This is a genomic window from Vibrio sp. 1402 (assembly GCF_033340275.1).
Genome location: NZ_JAWOWE010000001.1, coordinates 164,290 through 179,276, shown reverse-complemented (window position 1 = coordinate 179,276; position 14,987 = coordinate 164,290). Strand labels below are relative to the sequence as shown.

14 protein-coding genes are annotated in these 14,987 nt (G+C 44.9%); 9 read left to right on the top strand and 5 right to left on the bottom strand.

All coding sequences use genetic code 11. The features are described 5' to 3' along the window. Positions 1 to 6 precede the first annotated feature (6 nt). The 8 genes from R7044_RS00800 to yegS all read left to right on the top strand — a co-directional run bounded on the left by R7044_RS00800 (position 7) and on the right by yegS (position 8,096). Positions 7 to 969 (top strand): DUF58 domain-containing protein, encoded by a 963-nt coding sequence (locus R7044_RS00800; RefSeq protein ID WP_017821549.1) that lies wholly within the window; start codon positions 7 to 9, stop codon positions 967 to 969. Next, positions 970 to 1,548, top strand: coding sequence for a DUF4381 domain-containing protein (locus R7044_RS00795; RefSeq protein ID WP_225455287.1), 579 nt, complete (start codon positions 970 to 972; stop codon positions 1,546 to 1,548). Then, positions 1,541 to 2,611 (top strand): vWA domain-containing protein, encoded by a 1,071-nt coding sequence (locus R7044_RS00790; RefSeq protein WP_104980600.1) that lies wholly within the window; start codon positions 1,541 to 1,543, stop codon positions 2,609 to 2,611. The genes R7044_RS00795 and R7044_RS00790 overlap by 8 nt, the downstream gene beginning before the upstream one ends. Continuing rightward, positions 2,604 to 4,334, top strand: a complete 1,731-nt coding sequence (locus tag R7044_RS00785; protein WP_064376981.1) for a vWA domain-containing protein — start codon at positions 2,604 to 2,606, stop codon at positions 4,332 to 4,334. The genes R7044_RS00790 and R7044_RS00785 overlap by 8 nt, the downstream gene beginning before the upstream one ends. Beyond that, entirely contained in the window at positions 4,331 to 5,632 is a 1,302-nt protein-coding gene (locus R7044_RS00780) for a BatD family protein (RefSeq protein WP_064376980.1), read from the top strand. The genes R7044_RS00785 and R7044_RS00780 overlap by 4 nt, the downstream gene beginning before the upstream one ends. A gap of 49 nt (positions 5,633 to 5,681) precedes the next feature. Continuing rightward, complete coding sequence (locus R7044_RS00775) at positions 5,682 to 6,107, top strand: bifunctional diaminohydroxyphosphoribosylaminopyrimidine deaminase/5-amino-6-(5-phosphoribosylamino)uracil reductase RibD (protein WP_005376542.1); 426 nt, start codon at positions 5,682 to 5,684, stop codon at positions 6,105 to 6,107. Between the two features lie 172 nt (positions 6,108 to 6,279). Then, on the top strand, positions 6,280 to 7,185 hold the full coding sequence (locus tag R7044_RS00770; RefSeq protein WP_053349403.1) for a LysR family transcriptional regulator: 906 nt from the start codon (positions 6,280 to 6,282) through the stop codon (positions 7,183 to 7,185). 8 nt (positions 7,186 to 7,193) lie between these two features. Beyond that, a complete protein-coding gene (gene yegS, locus R7044_RS00765) occupies positions 7,194 to 8,096 on the top strand; it encodes a lipid kinase YegS (protein ID WP_053303508.1) in 903 nt (300 codons plus the stop codon). A gap of 80 nt (positions 8,097 to 8,176) precedes the next feature. Here the strand turns inward: yegS and R7044_RS00760 are convergent, their stop codons facing one another. The 4 genes from R7044_RS00760 to R7044_RS00745 form a co-directional block, all read right to left on the bottom strand. Then, positions 8,177 to 8,512 (bottom strand): YgiW/YdeI family stress tolerance OB fold protein, encoded by a 336-nt coding sequence (locus R7044_RS00760; protein ID WP_017635355.1) that lies wholly within the window; start codon positions 8,510 to 8,512, stop codon positions 8,177 to 8,179. 15 nt (positions 8,513 to 8,527) lie between these two features. Continuing rightward, positions 8,528 to 9,175 (bottom strand): AcfA family outer membrane beta-barrel protein, encoded by a 648-nt coding sequence (locus tag R7044_RS00755; RefSeq protein WP_053303510.1) that lies wholly within the window; start codon positions 9,173 to 9,175, stop codon positions 8,528 to 8,530. 165 nt (positions 9,176 to 9,340) lie between these two features. Then, a complete protein-coding gene (locus R7044_RS00750; protein WP_205391195.1) occupies positions 9,341 to 10,954 on the bottom strand; it encodes a VRR-NUC domain-containing protein in 1,614 nt (537 codons plus the stop codon). 95 nt (positions 10,955 to 11,049) lie between these two features. Continuing rightward, positions 11,050 to 12,282, bottom strand: a complete 1,233-nt coding sequence (locus R7044_RS00745) for an OFA family MFS transporter (RefSeq protein WP_205391194.1) — start codon at positions 12,280 to 12,282, stop codon at positions 11,050 to 11,052. Positions 12,283 to 12,858: 576 nt separating this feature from the next. Between R7044_RS00745 and R7044_RS00740 the strand changes: the two genes are divergently transcribed. Next, the gene (locus tag R7044_RS00740) at positions 12,859 to 13,215 is read left to right on the top strand and encodes a hypothetical protein (protein ID WP_005376535.1); all 357 of its coding nucleotides are present in this window, start codon (positions 12,859 to 12,861) and stop codon (positions 13,213 to 13,215) included. Between the two features lie 102 nt (positions 13,216 to 13,317). Here R7044_RS00740 and dcuC read toward each other — a convergent pair whose 3' ends face one another. Then, on the bottom strand, positions 13,318 to 14,685 hold the full coding sequence (gene dcuC / locus R7044_RS00735; protein ID WP_005376528.1) for an anaerobic C4-dicarboxylate transporter DcuC: 1,368 nt from the start codon (positions 14,683 to 14,685) through the stop codon (positions 13,318 to 13,320). Positions 14,686 to 14,987: the final 302 nt, after the last annotated feature.

The window sequence follows — 14,987 nt, the reverse complement described above, 5'->3', positions numbered from 1 at the left end:
GGCATTATGGCTAAGCCAACTCTTGCGCCAAAATCACAGGGGATGGATCCCCGTTTGTACTGCGATTATGCTCGTTTAGTACGTCTGCAAGCACAAGCAGAATCATTCAGTTTACTTCCTCATCTAAAAGCGGGTAGCGTACTCTCTGGCCGACACAATTCGTTGTTTCGCGGTCGTGGATTGAACTTCGAAGAGCTGCGCCATTACCAATTGGGTGACGATATTCGTAACCTTGATTGGAAAGTTACGATGCGTACAGGTAAGCCGCACGTGCGCAGCTATACAGAAGAAAAAGATCGCAACGTAATCGTGTGTGTCGACCAGAGAAGCACAATGTTTTTTGCTTCGACGCAAGTAATGAAATCAGTTGTCGCGGCAGAGATCGCAGCGATGTGTGGGTGGCGAGTATTAAAAGATGGCGACCGAGTCGGTTTTGTCATCGCATCCCCGCAGGCGTTGTTTCACAGCAAGGCACAGCGCTCGCAAAACGATCTTCTGGCGCAACTTAAACGTCTCGCTAAAGCCAATCAATCGCTCAATGTGGACTCCTGCAATTCCGAAAAAGTAACGTTCAGTCAATGGATTGAGCTTATTAAACGCATGAAGCTCAAGCAATCCACTTTGATTTTTATCAGCGACTGGAGCGACTGCGAGGAGCACCACCTTGATCACCTTAAACAGCTACAACAGCACAACGATGTTCTTGCAGTGATGGTCAGTGACCCATTAGAACAAGCGCTACCAGACGATTTGGCAAAATCGAAATGGGTGGTTGGTGACGGGCAGTATCAACTCAATTTAGACAGCAAAGCAAAGGTAGAAGCTGCGAGCGCAAAGCTTGAGGCTCGAACTAGCTTACAGCGTCAATCACTCTCTCAACTTATGGCGATGAAACACCTTCCGCACATCGAACTCGATACGACAGGTGAGCACATTAAACAATTCCAAAAACTGGTAGGAGGGCGTTAAATGAGTGATCTTCCTACGCCTCCAAGTACCTACATACTCAGAGAGCTGCATGATGTGGCCGTACCATCTAGCGTGAGTTGGTACCCGCAAACTATTGGCTGGAAAATTTTAGCGGCGGTTGCGTTCATTGCATTGGTATATTTCGCATATCGCTTGGCTCGGCAATGGTGGCATAATCGTTACCGAAAAGAAGCTCTACTGGCGATTTCGCAAATCAACCCGAGCGACAAAGACATGCCAAAAGTATTGTTCTCTGTGCTTAAAATAGTGCTGATTCATATTGATAGCCGCAACGCGAAATTGTTTGATACCGCCTTTCTGCGCAAGCTCAATGCGCTGTATCCGCAAACCAGAGACTCTCAAGCAAACTCGCAAATGGTTTTTAACGATGAGCTTTCAAAGTGCTGGCTACAAAGTATTGTTGACCCAAGCGTTACGCTAACCAACGAAGAGCGAGTAACGCTTATTGCTCGTGCGAAAAACTGGGTGAGTGAGCACCGTTGTGATGCTCAAAAAAGCGCGGCAAATAAATCACCACGATTGAAACGCAAAGCACATCAGGGAGGTCAACATGAATGATCTTCTTGCATCGATAACTGGTTTGTCTGGTTTTGAATTTGCTCACCCAATGTGGTTTCTGGTTTTGCCCTTGCCGTTGGTGGTGTACTACTTGGTGCCTGCATATCGCACTAAGCAAATGGCGATCAAAGTGCCGTTTTTTAGTCAGCTGGTGGAAGCGATTGGCGAGACGCCATCAGAAGGTGCAAGCCAGTTGACCCCGAGTTGGTGGCAGCGAGCAACGTTAATTCTTTCATGGCTTTTGGTGGTGTGTGCGATGGCAAAACCCACCGTGTTAGGCGAGCCTCAAGTTCGCGCGAGTTTAGGCCGCGATGTGATGGTGGTGGTGGATCTTTCGGGCTCCATGGCCGAGCCAGATTTCACCTCACGTACAGGCGAAAAAATTTCTCGTCTTGATGCGGCAAAAGAAGTGCTGTCGGAGTTTGTTCAGTCTCGTAAAGGTGACCGATTAGGCTTGGTGCTTTTTGGTGATGCTGCTTTCGTGCAAACGCCATTTACCGCAGACCAAAAAGTGTGGCTCGAACTGCTTAACCAAACCGATGTGGCAATGGCAGGGCAGAGTACCCATCTTGGTGATGCGATTGGCTTAGCGATTAAAGTTTTTGAGCAAAGCGATAAGTCGCGTGGTGCTTTAGAACAAGATCAAAACCGTGAAAAAGTCGCGATTGTATTAACCGATGGTAACGACACGGGCAGTTTTGTTGAACCGATTGATGCGGCGAAAGTTGCGAAAGCCAAAGGCGTGAGAGTACACGTCATTGCGATGGGCGATCCGGAAACGATAGGTGAAACCGCGTTGGATATGGACACGATTCATCGCATTGCGAAAGAATCCGGCGGTGAAGCGTTTGAAGCACTCAACCGTGATGAACTATCGGCTGCCTACGACGAAATTGGCAAACTGGAACCTCAACTTTACGAAAGCACCACATACCGCCCAAAACAAAGCCTTCACCATTACTTGATGGCGTTAGTGGTCATCATGCATTTGCTCGCGTTCAGCGTCGCAACACTTAAAAGAAGGGCTGTTACACGATCATCATTAGGAGAGAGCGATGTTTGATTCTCTTAGTTGGACGCAATTCTTTACGCAGTTTCATTTTATTCGACCACTGTGGTTACTGGCTTTGATCCCCATGTTTTTCTTGGTGTGGTTACGCTGGCGAGAAGAAAGCGAGCCAAGCTGGAAGGATATTCTGCCCGAACATTTACGCAATGCTTTGACGATAGGTGAGCGAGGCTGGCGTAAGCAACTGCCGCTTAAGCTCTTGATGCTGATTGTGTTCATCGCCATTGTGATTTGTGCAGGCCCAACGTGGCAACGAGAACCTTCTCCCTTTGGCGAAGATAAAGCCTCTATGCTTGTGGTGCTTGATAACAGCGACTCGATGCTGCAAAAAGATCTCCCACCAAGCCGCCTTGAGCGTTCCAAACAGAAAGTACGCGATTTGCTAGCCGTGCGAAAAGGCGGAAAAACGGGTTTAGTCGTGTTCGCGGGCAGTGCTCATGTCGCAATGCCTATAACTCAAGACAGCAAAGTATTTGACCCATTTTTGGCGGCCATTACGCCAGAAATTATGCCCGTGCAAGGTAAGCTTGCCGAAAAAGCCTTGCCGTTAATTGATCAACAATTGCAAGGTCAACCAGGCTCCACCGTTCTGTTGGTGAGTGATGGCGTTAATCCAGCCACGATTGAGCAATACCAAGCGTATTTCTCGGGCAAACCTTATCAACTGTTAATTCTTGCGGCAGGGAATGCTGACATTGTGAGTAACAACCCAATGGATTTGGATTCTCTACAAAAACTGGCTAGTCAGACTAACGGTCGATTGGTGGAAGTGACTGTCGATAATAGTGATATCGAGCAACTGAACCGATACGTTGAGCGCAATATGCAGCTTAATGGCGAATCTTCAATGCCTTGGAAAGACATGGGTTATCAACTTCTGTTTCCAATCGCGTTGATCATGATGCTGTGGTTTAGAAAAGGGTGGTTAGTGCAGTGGTGCGTGATTGTAATGATGAGCGGTACACTGTTGATGCCGACCAGTGCAATGGCGGAGAACATTTCTGTTAAAGCCGAGCAGCCACAAGTTGTGCAAAAAGTGACGACCTTCGACAAGGTGGCGCAATGGTGGTGGGATTTGTGGCTGACGCCAGACCAACAAGGACAGCGTTTGTTCAACCAACAAGCGTATTTAGAAGCTGCAAAACACTTTGTCGATCCATTACGCAAAGGTACGGCGTACTACTACGCTAGCGAGTTTGAACTCGCGCACAGTGCGTTTTTGGAGATGCAAAACGACCCGTCCGAAGAGGTTCGAGATTACGGTCTTTATAATGCGGCGAGTGCATTGGCGCGTCAGCGTGAATATTTGGCTGCACGTGACTTGTTAAAATCCCTAGCCAACAAACCAACGTTGAGCGAGAGGCTAAGACCAGATGTTGAGCATAACTTGAAAGTGATTGGTGGTATTGTAGAGGACATCAACCGGATGAGTGAGAGTCAGGCAGGAACAGAGCAAGAAGCATCAACCGAGCTAGGCGATAACCCTCAAACCGCAGAAGGGGCGGATGAAAAAACGTCAGCGGAGTTGATGATTAAAGAGACGTTAAGTGCAGACGACATCTTAGGTAGCCAAGAATTAGCCGACAAATGGTTAAAGCGAGTCGAAGCGGATCCTAAATACTTCTTAAATGCGAAGTTTCAGATTCAATTGCGTTCAATAGAAACCGGAGAATCAACCTCTACTGCGAACGAAAATACAGAGGAGGCGATGCAATGATGAAAAGCCACCGTTTTACGCACTTTGCTTTACCCTTGTGGTTAGTTATCTGTTTCGGTTTCCTCCTGAGCAGTAGTGTGTTGGCTCAAGATATTCGTGACGTTCAACGAGAGCATGGTGTTGAGTTACAAGCGTGGGTTGGTAAACAACCAACGGCTGGAGAGAAGCGTAAAACACCAAGTTTTAGCGTCAATGAGCAAGTTATTTTAACCATCGAAGTGGCAACGCCGCGTTGGTTTACGGGTGGTACGAGAATTGGCAATATTGAAATACCCAATGTTATCGCCAAACAGCGTAATCAACTAGCAACCAACTTTACTGAGCAAAAAGAGGGACAAACTTGGTCGCGTCAACGCTGGGAAGTGACTTTGTATCCACAAGCATCTGGTGATTTTGTGATTCCACCTGTCGCTGTGGGCGTTCAGGTGTCGGCGCCGGATGGCGAGAAGGTGTCAGGCACACTTTATACGCAGCCGATTAAGTTCAAAACTGTCTTGCCATCGGGATTGTTGAGCGGTGATACGCCTTGGTTTTCTGCAACGCACGTAGACGTAAAACAAGAGTGGGAAACCTCCACTGAGTCACTCAAAGTTGGGGATGCAATCACGCGTAAAATCACCATTTCGGCTCAAGATTCACTATCTGTATTGCTACCAGACTTGTTGAAAGGAGAATCAACAACCCGTTACCAAGCGTATCCTCAACCTCACCGTCTGACAGATACGCAAACACGTGGCGATTACCAGTCAACACGCACAGAAGAGAGCGTGTACGTGATTCAACAAGGTGGAGAGTTAACCCTGCCAGATTATGAGTTCCGTTGGTGGAACAGTATGACTCAGCAAGTGGAAACGGTGATGTTAGAGGGCAAAACTTTTGCCGCGAAGCACACGTTGAAGTCCTTTATCAGAACATACTTTGCATGGATTGTTTCCACGCTTGTGTTGCTGGGTTTTGTGATTATTTCATTGGTAGCCATTAAACGTTACTACCGCAACAGACCGACACCAGCATGGCTGACGTTCCACCGTTTGTTAAAGGCTAAACGTTGGTCTGAAGCAAGGACCATATTGTACAAACAATTGCGTTTAAATACGGCCGAGCTAGAAATGACCAAAGCCGATACGAGTGAATCGTGGCAAAAAAGTGCGTCGCGAATGCAAAATGGTGAAAATAGCGCTCATTTACTGAAGTCGATGTGGCGCAAAATCCAGACCAAACAAAAACGCTTTAAATTCCGTATTCCGCGAGCGTTACCAGAACTGGACAAAGTCATTGGAAGAGATGGCAATGAATAAAACGGGGCGCTAATATAGCGCCTCGTTTTTATTAGAGAATAGAGTTCAAATGAGCCAAGAGTTTATGCGCCGCGCATTGGAAGTGTCCAAAAATGCGCTTCCTGAATGTCAACCCAACCCGCCGGTTGGCTGCGTGTTAGTGAAAGACAATCAAATCGTTTCTGAAGGTCATACTCAAGCGATTGGTGGCAATCACGCGGAAGTGGAAGCGCTGAATGCGTATCAAGGCTCGTTAGAATCGGTGACGGCATACGTTACGCTGGAACCGTGTTCGTTTGTTGGTCGCACGCCTGCTTGCGCGGTGACATTAGTCAAATCCGGCATAAGCAAAGTCGTCGTAGCCATATTGGACCCCGACCCGCGCAACAGTGGTCGAGGTATCGAGATTCTAAAACAAGCAGGTATAGAGGTAGAAACGGGTTTGTGCGGCGAGGAAGTCAGCGAGTTTCTTACCCCTTACTTAGGCAAAGCCTAATCCAAGCTTTACGTTGCACTACGGTGCCAGTTTATGTGGTGAATGAAGTGCGTCAAAATTGAGTTAAAACTCATTAAAACAAGCGATACCGCCCATTTATTGCACTTGGCTGCGTGAACGATCATGCTGTTAGATTAAAATAGAGAAAGTGACTTTTGAAAAATTTAATAGCATGAAACCGACCGACCTTAATCTTATTCCCATTTTCACTGCCATCTATGAAGAGCGTAACTTGTCTCGGGCGGCGGCGCGTTTAAACATCACCCAGCCTGCGGTGAGTAAAGCGCTAGCAAGGCTACGTGATATCTACGATGATCCATTGTTTCATCGTTGCGTTAAAGGTGTCGAGCCTACCTCGTTTGCGATGGATATTTATCCTGCTCTTCTAGCTTCAGTACAAAATTTCACTTCGACATTATCGGCCTCTAGTGAGTTTGACCCTAAAGTGTCGAATAGAGTGTTTTCTATTGCCTGTGTGTCCGTTGCGAGCTTTGAGTTGCTACCTCAAGTCATGAAACAAATCCGTGTGTCGGCGCCAAATGTTGCATTAGAAGTACATCCGCTTTTTACGGAAGATTTTGAAAGTGATCTGCGGTTACAACGATACGATTTGATCATTGATATCACACCAAGAGCAAGAACGGTGCTAAAACTGGAAACTGTACTTACGGAGCGTTTGGTGGTGGTATGTAGCGAAACGCATCCACGCCTGAATGACGAGATTACGGCTGAACAATTTTTTGAAGAAGAACACGTAGTGGTTTCGCAGTGGCAGAGTCGTAAGAGCTTGTTAAACGCCGATGACATTGTCGACTTGGATAAGAGAAAGATTAAGTATCGAGCCTCAGGCGTACTAGAAATGCTCCCAATTATTTGTGGTAGTGAATACATTGGTTTAATGCCAGAGTCGATGATCAACTTGTTCAATAACACCTATCATGTTAAATCTTTATCAATGCCATTTGATGAACAAATGTATGAGCTTTGCACAATCTGGCATCCTAGTCGCACAAACGACAGCGCCCATCAATGGTTGCGTTCACAGATTAAGCAAGCAGGAAAAGTCATCAACCAATAGGAAGTGCAATGAAAAAGACAATACGTGCCATCCTTAACGGAAAAAAAGCTGGGAATCCAGAGTTAAGAGATGCAATCATGAAAATGAGAGAAAAAGGCATCGACGTACAGGTGCGTGTGACGTGGGAATCTCAAGACATGCCGCGGCTAGTGAAAGAAGCGGTTGATGAAGGCATTGAACGTATTGTTGTCGCTGGAGGCGATGGAACCGTCAATGAGGCGGCTTCTGCGGTTATTCAAATTGACGAAGAAAAACGCCCTGAGTTAGCCATTATTCCCCTTGGTACCGCCAATGACTTTGCTACCGCTATTCAAGTACCTAATTCCATTAAGGCGTCTTTATCTCTTGCTGTTGAGGGGCAGTCCGCTTTGGTCGATTGCGTCAAAGCGAACGATCGCTGCTTTATTAACGTGGCAACAGCAGGGTTTGGCGCAGAAGTTACAGCAGAAACGCCTGTTGAACTCAAAAACTTTCTTGGCGGTGGAGCTTACACGCTAACTGGTGTTGTAAAAGCACTTGGCTTTAAACCATATGACGGAACAATAACGATTGAAGGTGGTGCGTATCAGGGAGAAATGTTGCTCGGTGCGTTTTGTAATGGGCGCCTTGCTGGAGGTGGGCAAGAGTTAGCTCCAAAAGCGATGATTAATGATGGGCTGATGGATCTAACATTGGTGCGCCCATTTTTACCTCATGAGCTGCCTAAAGTAATCGACGAGATCAATAACCCGAGTGAGAAAGGAGAGTTTGTGAAGTACACAAGAGCAAGCTGGTTGGAGATAGACTTCCCGAATCCATTACCTCTTAATTTAGATGGAGAACCTTATCATTCGAGAACCATTAGATTTGATGTTCAGCCTAAGAGTATACGATTAGTCGTACCGCAAGATTGTCCTTGCTTGACTAGCTAAACGAGCGTTCTCCATGATTATTGCTTAACACAGCCACTAAAATGTGGCTGTGTTGCTTGTGTTGAGGTATCGTCAACTTCTTAACGTTTTTGAATGGTCTCAACGTCTATCTGCGTAGTTGTCCAATCTGAGTCAACCTCTCCTCGAATCATTACGGTATCTTTTGGTGTCACTTCTTGACCCATCCAATCTTCGTTGTCGATCTCTACTTCGATTTCACCAGTGTTGTCTTTGAACAAGTAAGTCTCGTTACCAAATGATTGAACAATATGCCCGGTTAGCACTACAGCGCTGTCGTCGGTTGCGTTGCGCGCCTCTTTCACCGTATTGATTGCACTGACTTCTGGGCCATTAAATGCGGCGAAAGCCGAGCTTGAAAGTAGGGCAAGCATGGATGTTAACAATACTCTTTTCATTATCCTCTCCTGATATTAGAAGTAATAAGTTGTGCCTACATTAAAGGATGCAGTGTTTGCGTAGCTGTCTAGTTGGTATTTTGCGTTTACACCTATGGTGAGCTGCGGGAAAATTCTGTATTCCGCACCCACTGAGAACATTGCGCCTAGCTCGTTGTTTTTCTCCGCGCTATGGAAAAGCGTGTTGGTCATTTCCACATCGTCGTTCGTGACAAGTTCGTATTCTTGATGTTTAGAAACCTTGGCATCGTATTGCGTGTAAGTTAAACCCGCTTTGAATTTTGTTGTCCATTTATCATTTAATGCATAGTTAAACACAGGAGCCAACGACACTTGCTTGGCTTTGATTGACGCATCCCAATCCATTTCATGATGGTAATCTTTGCCATCGATTGACTTGATACCTAGGTTTTTTGAACGACTATCATCAAGGTCAAACTGGCTGTAACCCAGTTCCAATGCCCAGTTGTCATTAAATGCGTAACCGACAAAGCCTGAGAAAATACCGTCTTCAAGCTCAGGGTTGAGTGTTACGTTGTCAGTTGAAAAGTGAGGTTCCAAATCATGGTCAGTGGTGCCTAGTCCATATTCCAGACCTACATAAGGAGCCGCAGATACCGAAACTGAGCAGGTAACAAGTAACGCAAGAAGTGTTTTGTTCATTTTATTTTGCCTCTTCAAATCAACTTAGTGAGTAGAAGCGCATTTTGTGTGAAGAAGCGTGAAGCGATCGTGAAGAAACGAAAAAATGTTTAGAAAAAAGAGCAAGGGGCGATAACCGAGGGGCGGTTTGAGTGAACAAACACCAAGCTCTTTATATAGAGTAAGTTAAGTTGCTGCGACGTAACACACCGCAAACGGGACATTAAGGCGAGTAAACTCTTTAATCCAACGCCATTGGTTGTCTTGGAGTTTATCGCCCGGCCCTTTTACTTCAATCCATTCGAACTCGTTTCCTTTAAAAGCAATCAGATCAGGCATCCCATTGCGGTAAAGCTTTAGGTCACTCAATTGTATTTTAAATAGCGCCATCAACATGTTAGTTGGGATAGTGTTGAGTGCTGTTTCGAGTAGCTCTTTACTTATTAAGTTCCAATGTACAAATGGATTACTGATGCCAAACTTCTCATCGTATTTTGTCAATAACATCTGGGTGTTGCCCGCTTCTAGTTCGGCAAAAGCGGTGTCTATCAAAGCTTGGCGCTTGGTAACAAAATCCGAGTGATATAAATCTAAAGGACGGTGTTGATAAGCGTTAATGAATGCCCCTTCAATAGGAGCAAAAATCGCATCCCAAAAAGTGAGACCAAGTAATGCATTAAGCAGTGCATTTTCGGCATAAAATACAGTCCAGCCTAAGGACTCAAAATACGCTTTGCTGGCGAGTTCGACTCTCTGTTGAGATAAATCCAGTTCAAGGCGGTATTCCGTACAGGTTGGCTTCGTCACTCTTGGCACTTTCTCGCCTTGTTTTCGTTTTAACCGTTGCTCAAGTTTTTGTGCAACTTCGAGCTCAGACACATCGATCGGTGAGTTAAGCATATCTGTGACAATGTCACAAAATAAATCATCATGGTTTAATTTGTCATAGATACGTGCGCGTCGTTCTCGGCTCGGTGTGAGTTGAGTTTGGCCAAATAGAGATAGGGCGGTCTCTAGATCATTAAGCCGTTCGTAATCACGTGCTATGTCATTCAACATGTGCTCGCGTTTACGATCTACGTAACGGTGTTTAACGGGCTGAGGCATTGCCTCAATTAATAAGTCGAGATTGGCTTTGTCTTTTCGGTCAAATTGCCAGTACAGGTTGGCCAACTGGCTCAGTTCAATTAAGCGGTCTATTTGCTCACGTGAATCAAAGAATCGACGCGCTTTACTTAACTGGTATTGTTCGAATTGGTGTAAGCCTAAGTCATCAAGCACGAACTGACTGAGGTCTTGATGGGTATTAGCAAAAAACAGCGTCAGCAAAACATCAATCATGTGTGCGGAGTTAAGCTTAATCACCGTGAAATCCAGAGCCTCAAATAGCTCGAAACGCTCTTCACTTAGACATGCCACTAATGCCTCTTTCTTGAGAGATTTAGGATGCTCAGGATAGAGCGTGACGATCTCTGGCTTGGTCAGTAGATTCGCTGCTAACTCCTGTATCGTTAGGTCAGGGGAGAGCGAGACAAAACCATGAGTTGCCAATTCATCCAAAGCCGACTGGATGTTCTCAATTTCTTGATAGTTGAGTTTGTCGCTACGAAACCAGCACCCTTTGCGGCTGTATAGGCGTACAAGAAGGCACTGTGCAGGCTTGCTTAAGCTCTCAAACGCGGACAGCCATTTGTGTTCATCTTGGCTAAGTAAGTCGCTGTACCACTCGGTAGCGTGCTGTGTGAGCTTAAAGAAGTTATCGAGATAGTAATCTGGCGCGAGTTCGACGGTGTTTTCCATAACCAACTAACAATAAAAAAGGCTTAACCCATAGGTTAAGCCTTTTTCGAATCAATTTCTGCAGATCTATTAGATAAATAGAACTGGACTGGCGATTAAGCGTTTTTCAGTTGTGCTACTTTCGCTTCAGTCAGTGGCTTAGTGATGAACGCTAGTACGATACACACTGCCATCATTACTGCTGAGATAGTGTAAGCAAGACCGTAGCCGTCACCGTTAGTCATTGAGAAACCAACAACAGCTGCACCGATTGCACCACCGATACCCCATGCTGTGTATAGCACACCGTAGTTAGTACCGTAGTTCTTCAGACCGTAGAATTCAGCCGTTAGAGTAGGGAATACTGCTAGAAGCGTACCGTAACCTACTGCTGCGATTGCTGTACCGATGATTAGCGTGAACTCAGTTTTGAACGTTGCGAACAGAACCATGTTGATGCCCTGTAGAACGAACGCTAGAAGAAGAGTGCGTACGCCACCGATCTTGTCTGCAAGCATACCTGCCGCTACACGACCGCCTGAGTTAAATACCGCAAGGATAGACGCTAGGTAAACCGCGTTTGGTAGGTTCGCTTGAACGCTTGCGATAGTTGTGATGTTACCAATGATCATTAGACCAACAGAAGCTGCAAACGCGTACATGATCCATAGAGAGTAGAACTGTGGCGTTTTCAACATTGCTTTCCAAGTTAAGTCATCTGACTTTTTCACCGCTTTAGGTGCTTGGCCTTCTTTTACTTTAGGCTCCGCAGGTGTGTAGTCTGCTGGTGGGTTGTTGATGGTTGCTGCAAGAGGAACCGCAATCGCTAGGATACCAACACCAAGAACCATAAAGCTAGTTTGAATGCCCATGCTGTCTATTAGCGCAGAAGTTACTGGCGCAAGGTAAATAGCCGCTAGACCAAAACCTGCCGCAATAATGCCGTTAACCATACCTTTCTTCGAAGCGTGGAACCACTTCATCGCAGAAGGTGATAGGCATGCGTAACCAAAACCGATACCTGCACCTGTGATCACACCGAAGGTAATGTTCAGCATGAGTGGAGTGTCAACAAAGCCAGACGCGATCATGCCCAGACCTGTAAGAACAGTACCTAGGATAAGGATCATTCGAGGGCCCATGCGGTCTTGAAGAATACCTGCAATAAGAAGACAGATAGAGAAAGTGATGGTTGCAGTTGCGTAAGGTGCAGAAGCTTCTGCAGCACTCCAGCCTGATTCAGTTACCAGTGCCTTGTTGAATACACTCCAAGCATACAGGATGCCAAGACAAAGGTTGATACAGAACCCTGCTAACAGGATGCGCATAGCTTTATCAATCTTGCTCATTTTTATTCTCAGTTTTTCCTCTTATTGGCAATGCCGCAAAGAAGGTTGGTTTAAAGATGTTTTTTCTCAAAATTAGTTTGCGTTTTTCAACGTTTAACGCAATGAGCGCGGATTATAACCAATAAATATGTGATTGGAATCTCTTTTTACGGTTACTGATAAAATAATTTGCAACATTAAAAGTGGATGTGAATTCATGGTTTTGTATGTAGTAAGAACGTTGTAAAAAAGTGATATTTTTTGTTCGCTAATAACGAATGATGAGTCAAGACAGAGAGGTTTTACGCTGTTGAGTGCACAGTTCACATTTCAAATAAAAAATTTCAAAATGTTTCCATGTTAACCATCTGTAACAAAAATGGCGAATTTATCATCTAACTGTCGTAAGTATCAGATGCAAAGGGTTTCTTAATTTTTAATTGTTAACCTTTTGTAATAATTGAAGCTGATTAGCTTTTATGTTCATTAAGTGAGCAAAAAAGTAACTTGTAATTGCTGATTTTAGGCGCAGAATATAGTGAAAAATGAGTTTTCATTTATGAAGGGATGCTTTTTAGATTTGTTGTGAGGTGACTTATGAAACTGTTCCTATTACTCATGGCTTCGGTATCCGCTGGTATCGCATCAGCAGACCACATCCATTCATTTATGTTGGGCTTATCTATTGCTTCTTTAGCGGTAGGTAGCTGTTATTTCTTCGCATTTCGCAGCTCGCGCTTTCCACAGCTTGCTTTATTCCTACTCATTTGCGGTATGCTTTCTAAGTTGACGATAACCGTAGTCGGTGTGATGTGGGGAATGTCCGCGGAATTAATCACGTCTCCAATCGTATTCGCACTTTCATATTTATTCTTTTCGCTTGCCGTTACCTACTTATGGTTTAGCTACAGAGAGAGCATCACTAAGATTCCTGACCGATTTAAGTCAGCGTAAATCAACACATTAGAATAAAAAAACGCCAGCACATTTGCTGGCGTTTTTAATTAAACGTAATTTTGTTCGGATATTGCTTTTAGTTTGATCGTGGCAATACCGTTAGGCACTCATTGGAACAAGCACCATAGTACCAATAATCACCGTGATAAGGCCTGCTAGAACTGGAACGGATGTGCGTTTTACAACCTCAAACGGGCTGATGTTTGCCATACCTGATGTCGCAACGATTACGCCAGATACTGGTGAGATAGTACGGCCTAGGTTTGATGCTTGAAGCATCGGGATGATTAGGAAAGCAGGGTTTAATCCCATTTTCGCAGCCAAAGATGGTGCTAACTCCACGAACGCATAGAAAGGCGCGTTACCCGAACCCGTTGCAATTGCTGCTGCAACTGTCAATGCAGTTAGAATAAGCATTAAAGCAACGCCGCCTGCACCAGCATTATCTGCTAGATGAAGTAGGTTATCGATAGCACCGATAGACATCAGACCTTGTGCAAAAACCCCAGCGGCAACCAAAAGCATCACAACGCCTTTGAACGCGTCAGCCATGCCTGCGTAGCAAGAATCTAAATCTTCTAGTGATTTCTTACCATCGAACTTATTTACAACATAATGGATCAGAGCTCCAAGGAAAATCGAACCAACCACAATAGTGTAGATGTCTAGACTAAGTCCTGGAATGGTACGACCGTTGAATAGGAAAACGCCGATGATAGGTAGAAATGGAAGAGCTGCATAAAACGCTGGTGCGTCAGCTTTGATCTCTGATACATCAATTTTTTCCATTGGTGTATTTTCTTTCTTATCTAAGTATTTGTTCCAGAAGAACGCTGCCGCTGCCATGACGATGATTGCGCAAATAGAAACAGGCAACACAGTTTGTACCGCAAACACATCAAGCTCTAAACCAGACTTTTCTGCTGCGATAACAACATCACCAGAAGTAGGAGAAAGAATGATTGCCGCTGGAGAGGCACACACTGCAACGGCTGCTGGACGAGAAATGCCCATCGCGACCATCATAGGGAATAGTGTCGCCATTAATAGTACGCCAAGGCCTGTTGCAGAACTTACCGCAAGAGACATTAAACACGCCACAATGTAAGCCGCTACCAAAAGGACGTAAGGAGACTTGATGACAGAAAGCGGTTTAGAGAACTGTTTCACTACCACGTTGTTCGCGCCGATATGAGTCATGTATGACGCAAAACCACAAAGCAGCATGATTTGCATACCAAGACCGCCACCGCGGTATTGAAGCATGTATTTCACGTATTCAAGCGCATCTGTCACCATGTTACCAGTTGAGGTGATTTTTGACGGCAGCACGTCGTGCCCCAAAACGCCAGTCATAAGAAGTAAAGCAATACCAGCTGTCAGTAACACGCCCGCAGCTTTATAGCCTTTGACAATAAAGTAACCCACCGCAATGGTAACCACTAAGCCAATTAAGAGCTCTAACATAGGGATCTCCGAATGTTATGTAAAAAAGAAAGAAACTGTTTCAGTTTATGACAAGGAATTTACAGAATTCTTAGCTGTGGCACGAGACAAATATGGGGCTTGCATGATCTGAGACAAATAATAATTTAATAAATAATTTCGTTAGATTGTATTGTTGGAATTTGGTTTTCTAAGTGTTATGTGCTGGTTTGAAGCTATTTATAGGAAGGAAAATATGACTAGGAAAGTGAATGAATAAAGAGTGAATTGATTCACAATAGGAAAAAGACTTTACTCAGTAAGCAATTATTGGAAAACACTCT

Excerpts from the sequence above, each read along its gene's own strand:
- R7044_RS00800 (WP_017821549.1), top strand. The coding sequence starts at position 7 with ATGGCTAAGCCAACTCTTGCGCCAAAATCACAGGGGATGGATCCCCGT.
- R7044_RS00795 (WP_225455287.1), top strand. The coding sequence starts at position 970 with ATGAGTGATCTTCCTACGCCTCCAAGTACCTACATACTCAGAGAGCTG.
- R7044_RS00790 (WP_104980600.1), top strand. The coding sequence starts at position 1,541 with ATGAATGATCTTCTTGCATCGATAACTGGTTTGTCTGGTTTTGAATTT.
- R7044_RS00785 (WP_064376981.1), top strand. The coding sequence starts at position 2,604 with ATGTTTGATTCTCTTAGTTGGACGCAATTCTTTACGCAGTTTCATTTT.
- R7044_RS00780 (WP_064376980.1), top strand. The coding sequence starts at position 4,331 with ATGATGAAAAGCCACCGTTTTACGCACTTTGCTTTACCCTTGTGGTTA.
- R7044_RS00775 (WP_005376542.1), top strand. The coding sequence starts at position 5,682 with ATGAGCCAAGAGTTTATGCGCCGCGCATTGGAAGTGTCCAAAAATGCG.
- R7044_RS00770 (WP_053349403.1), top strand. The coding sequence starts at position 6,280 with ATGAAACCGACCGACCTTAATCTTATTCCCATTTTCACTGCCATCTAT.
- yegS (WP_053303508.1), top strand. The coding sequence starts at position 7,194 with ATGAAAAAGACAATACGTGCCATCCTTAACGGAAAAAAAGCTGGGAAT.
- R7044_RS00760 (WP_017635355.1), bottom strand. The coding sequence starts at position 8,512 with ATGAAAAGAGTATTGTTAACATCCATGCTTGCCCTACTTTCAAGCTCG.
- R7044_RS00755 (WP_053303510.1), bottom strand. The coding sequence starts at position 9,175 with ATGAACAAAACACTTCTTGCGTTACTTGTTACCTGCTCAGTTTCGGTA.
- R7044_RS00750 (WP_205391195.1), bottom strand. The coding sequence starts at position 10,954 with ATGGAAAACACCGTCGAACTCGCGCCAGATTACTATCTCGATAACTTC.
- R7044_RS00745 (WP_205391194.1), bottom strand. The coding sequence starts at position 12,282 with ATGAGCAAGATTGATAAAGCTATGCGCATCCTGTTAGCAGGGTTCTGT.
- R7044_RS00740 (WP_005376535.1), top strand. The coding sequence starts at position 12,859 with ATGAAACTGTTCCTATTACTCATGGCTTCGGTATCCGCTGGTATCGCA.
- dcuC (WP_005376528.1), bottom strand. The coding sequence starts at position 14,685 with ATGTTAGAGCTCTTAATTGGCTTAGTGGTTACCATTGCGGTGGGTTAC.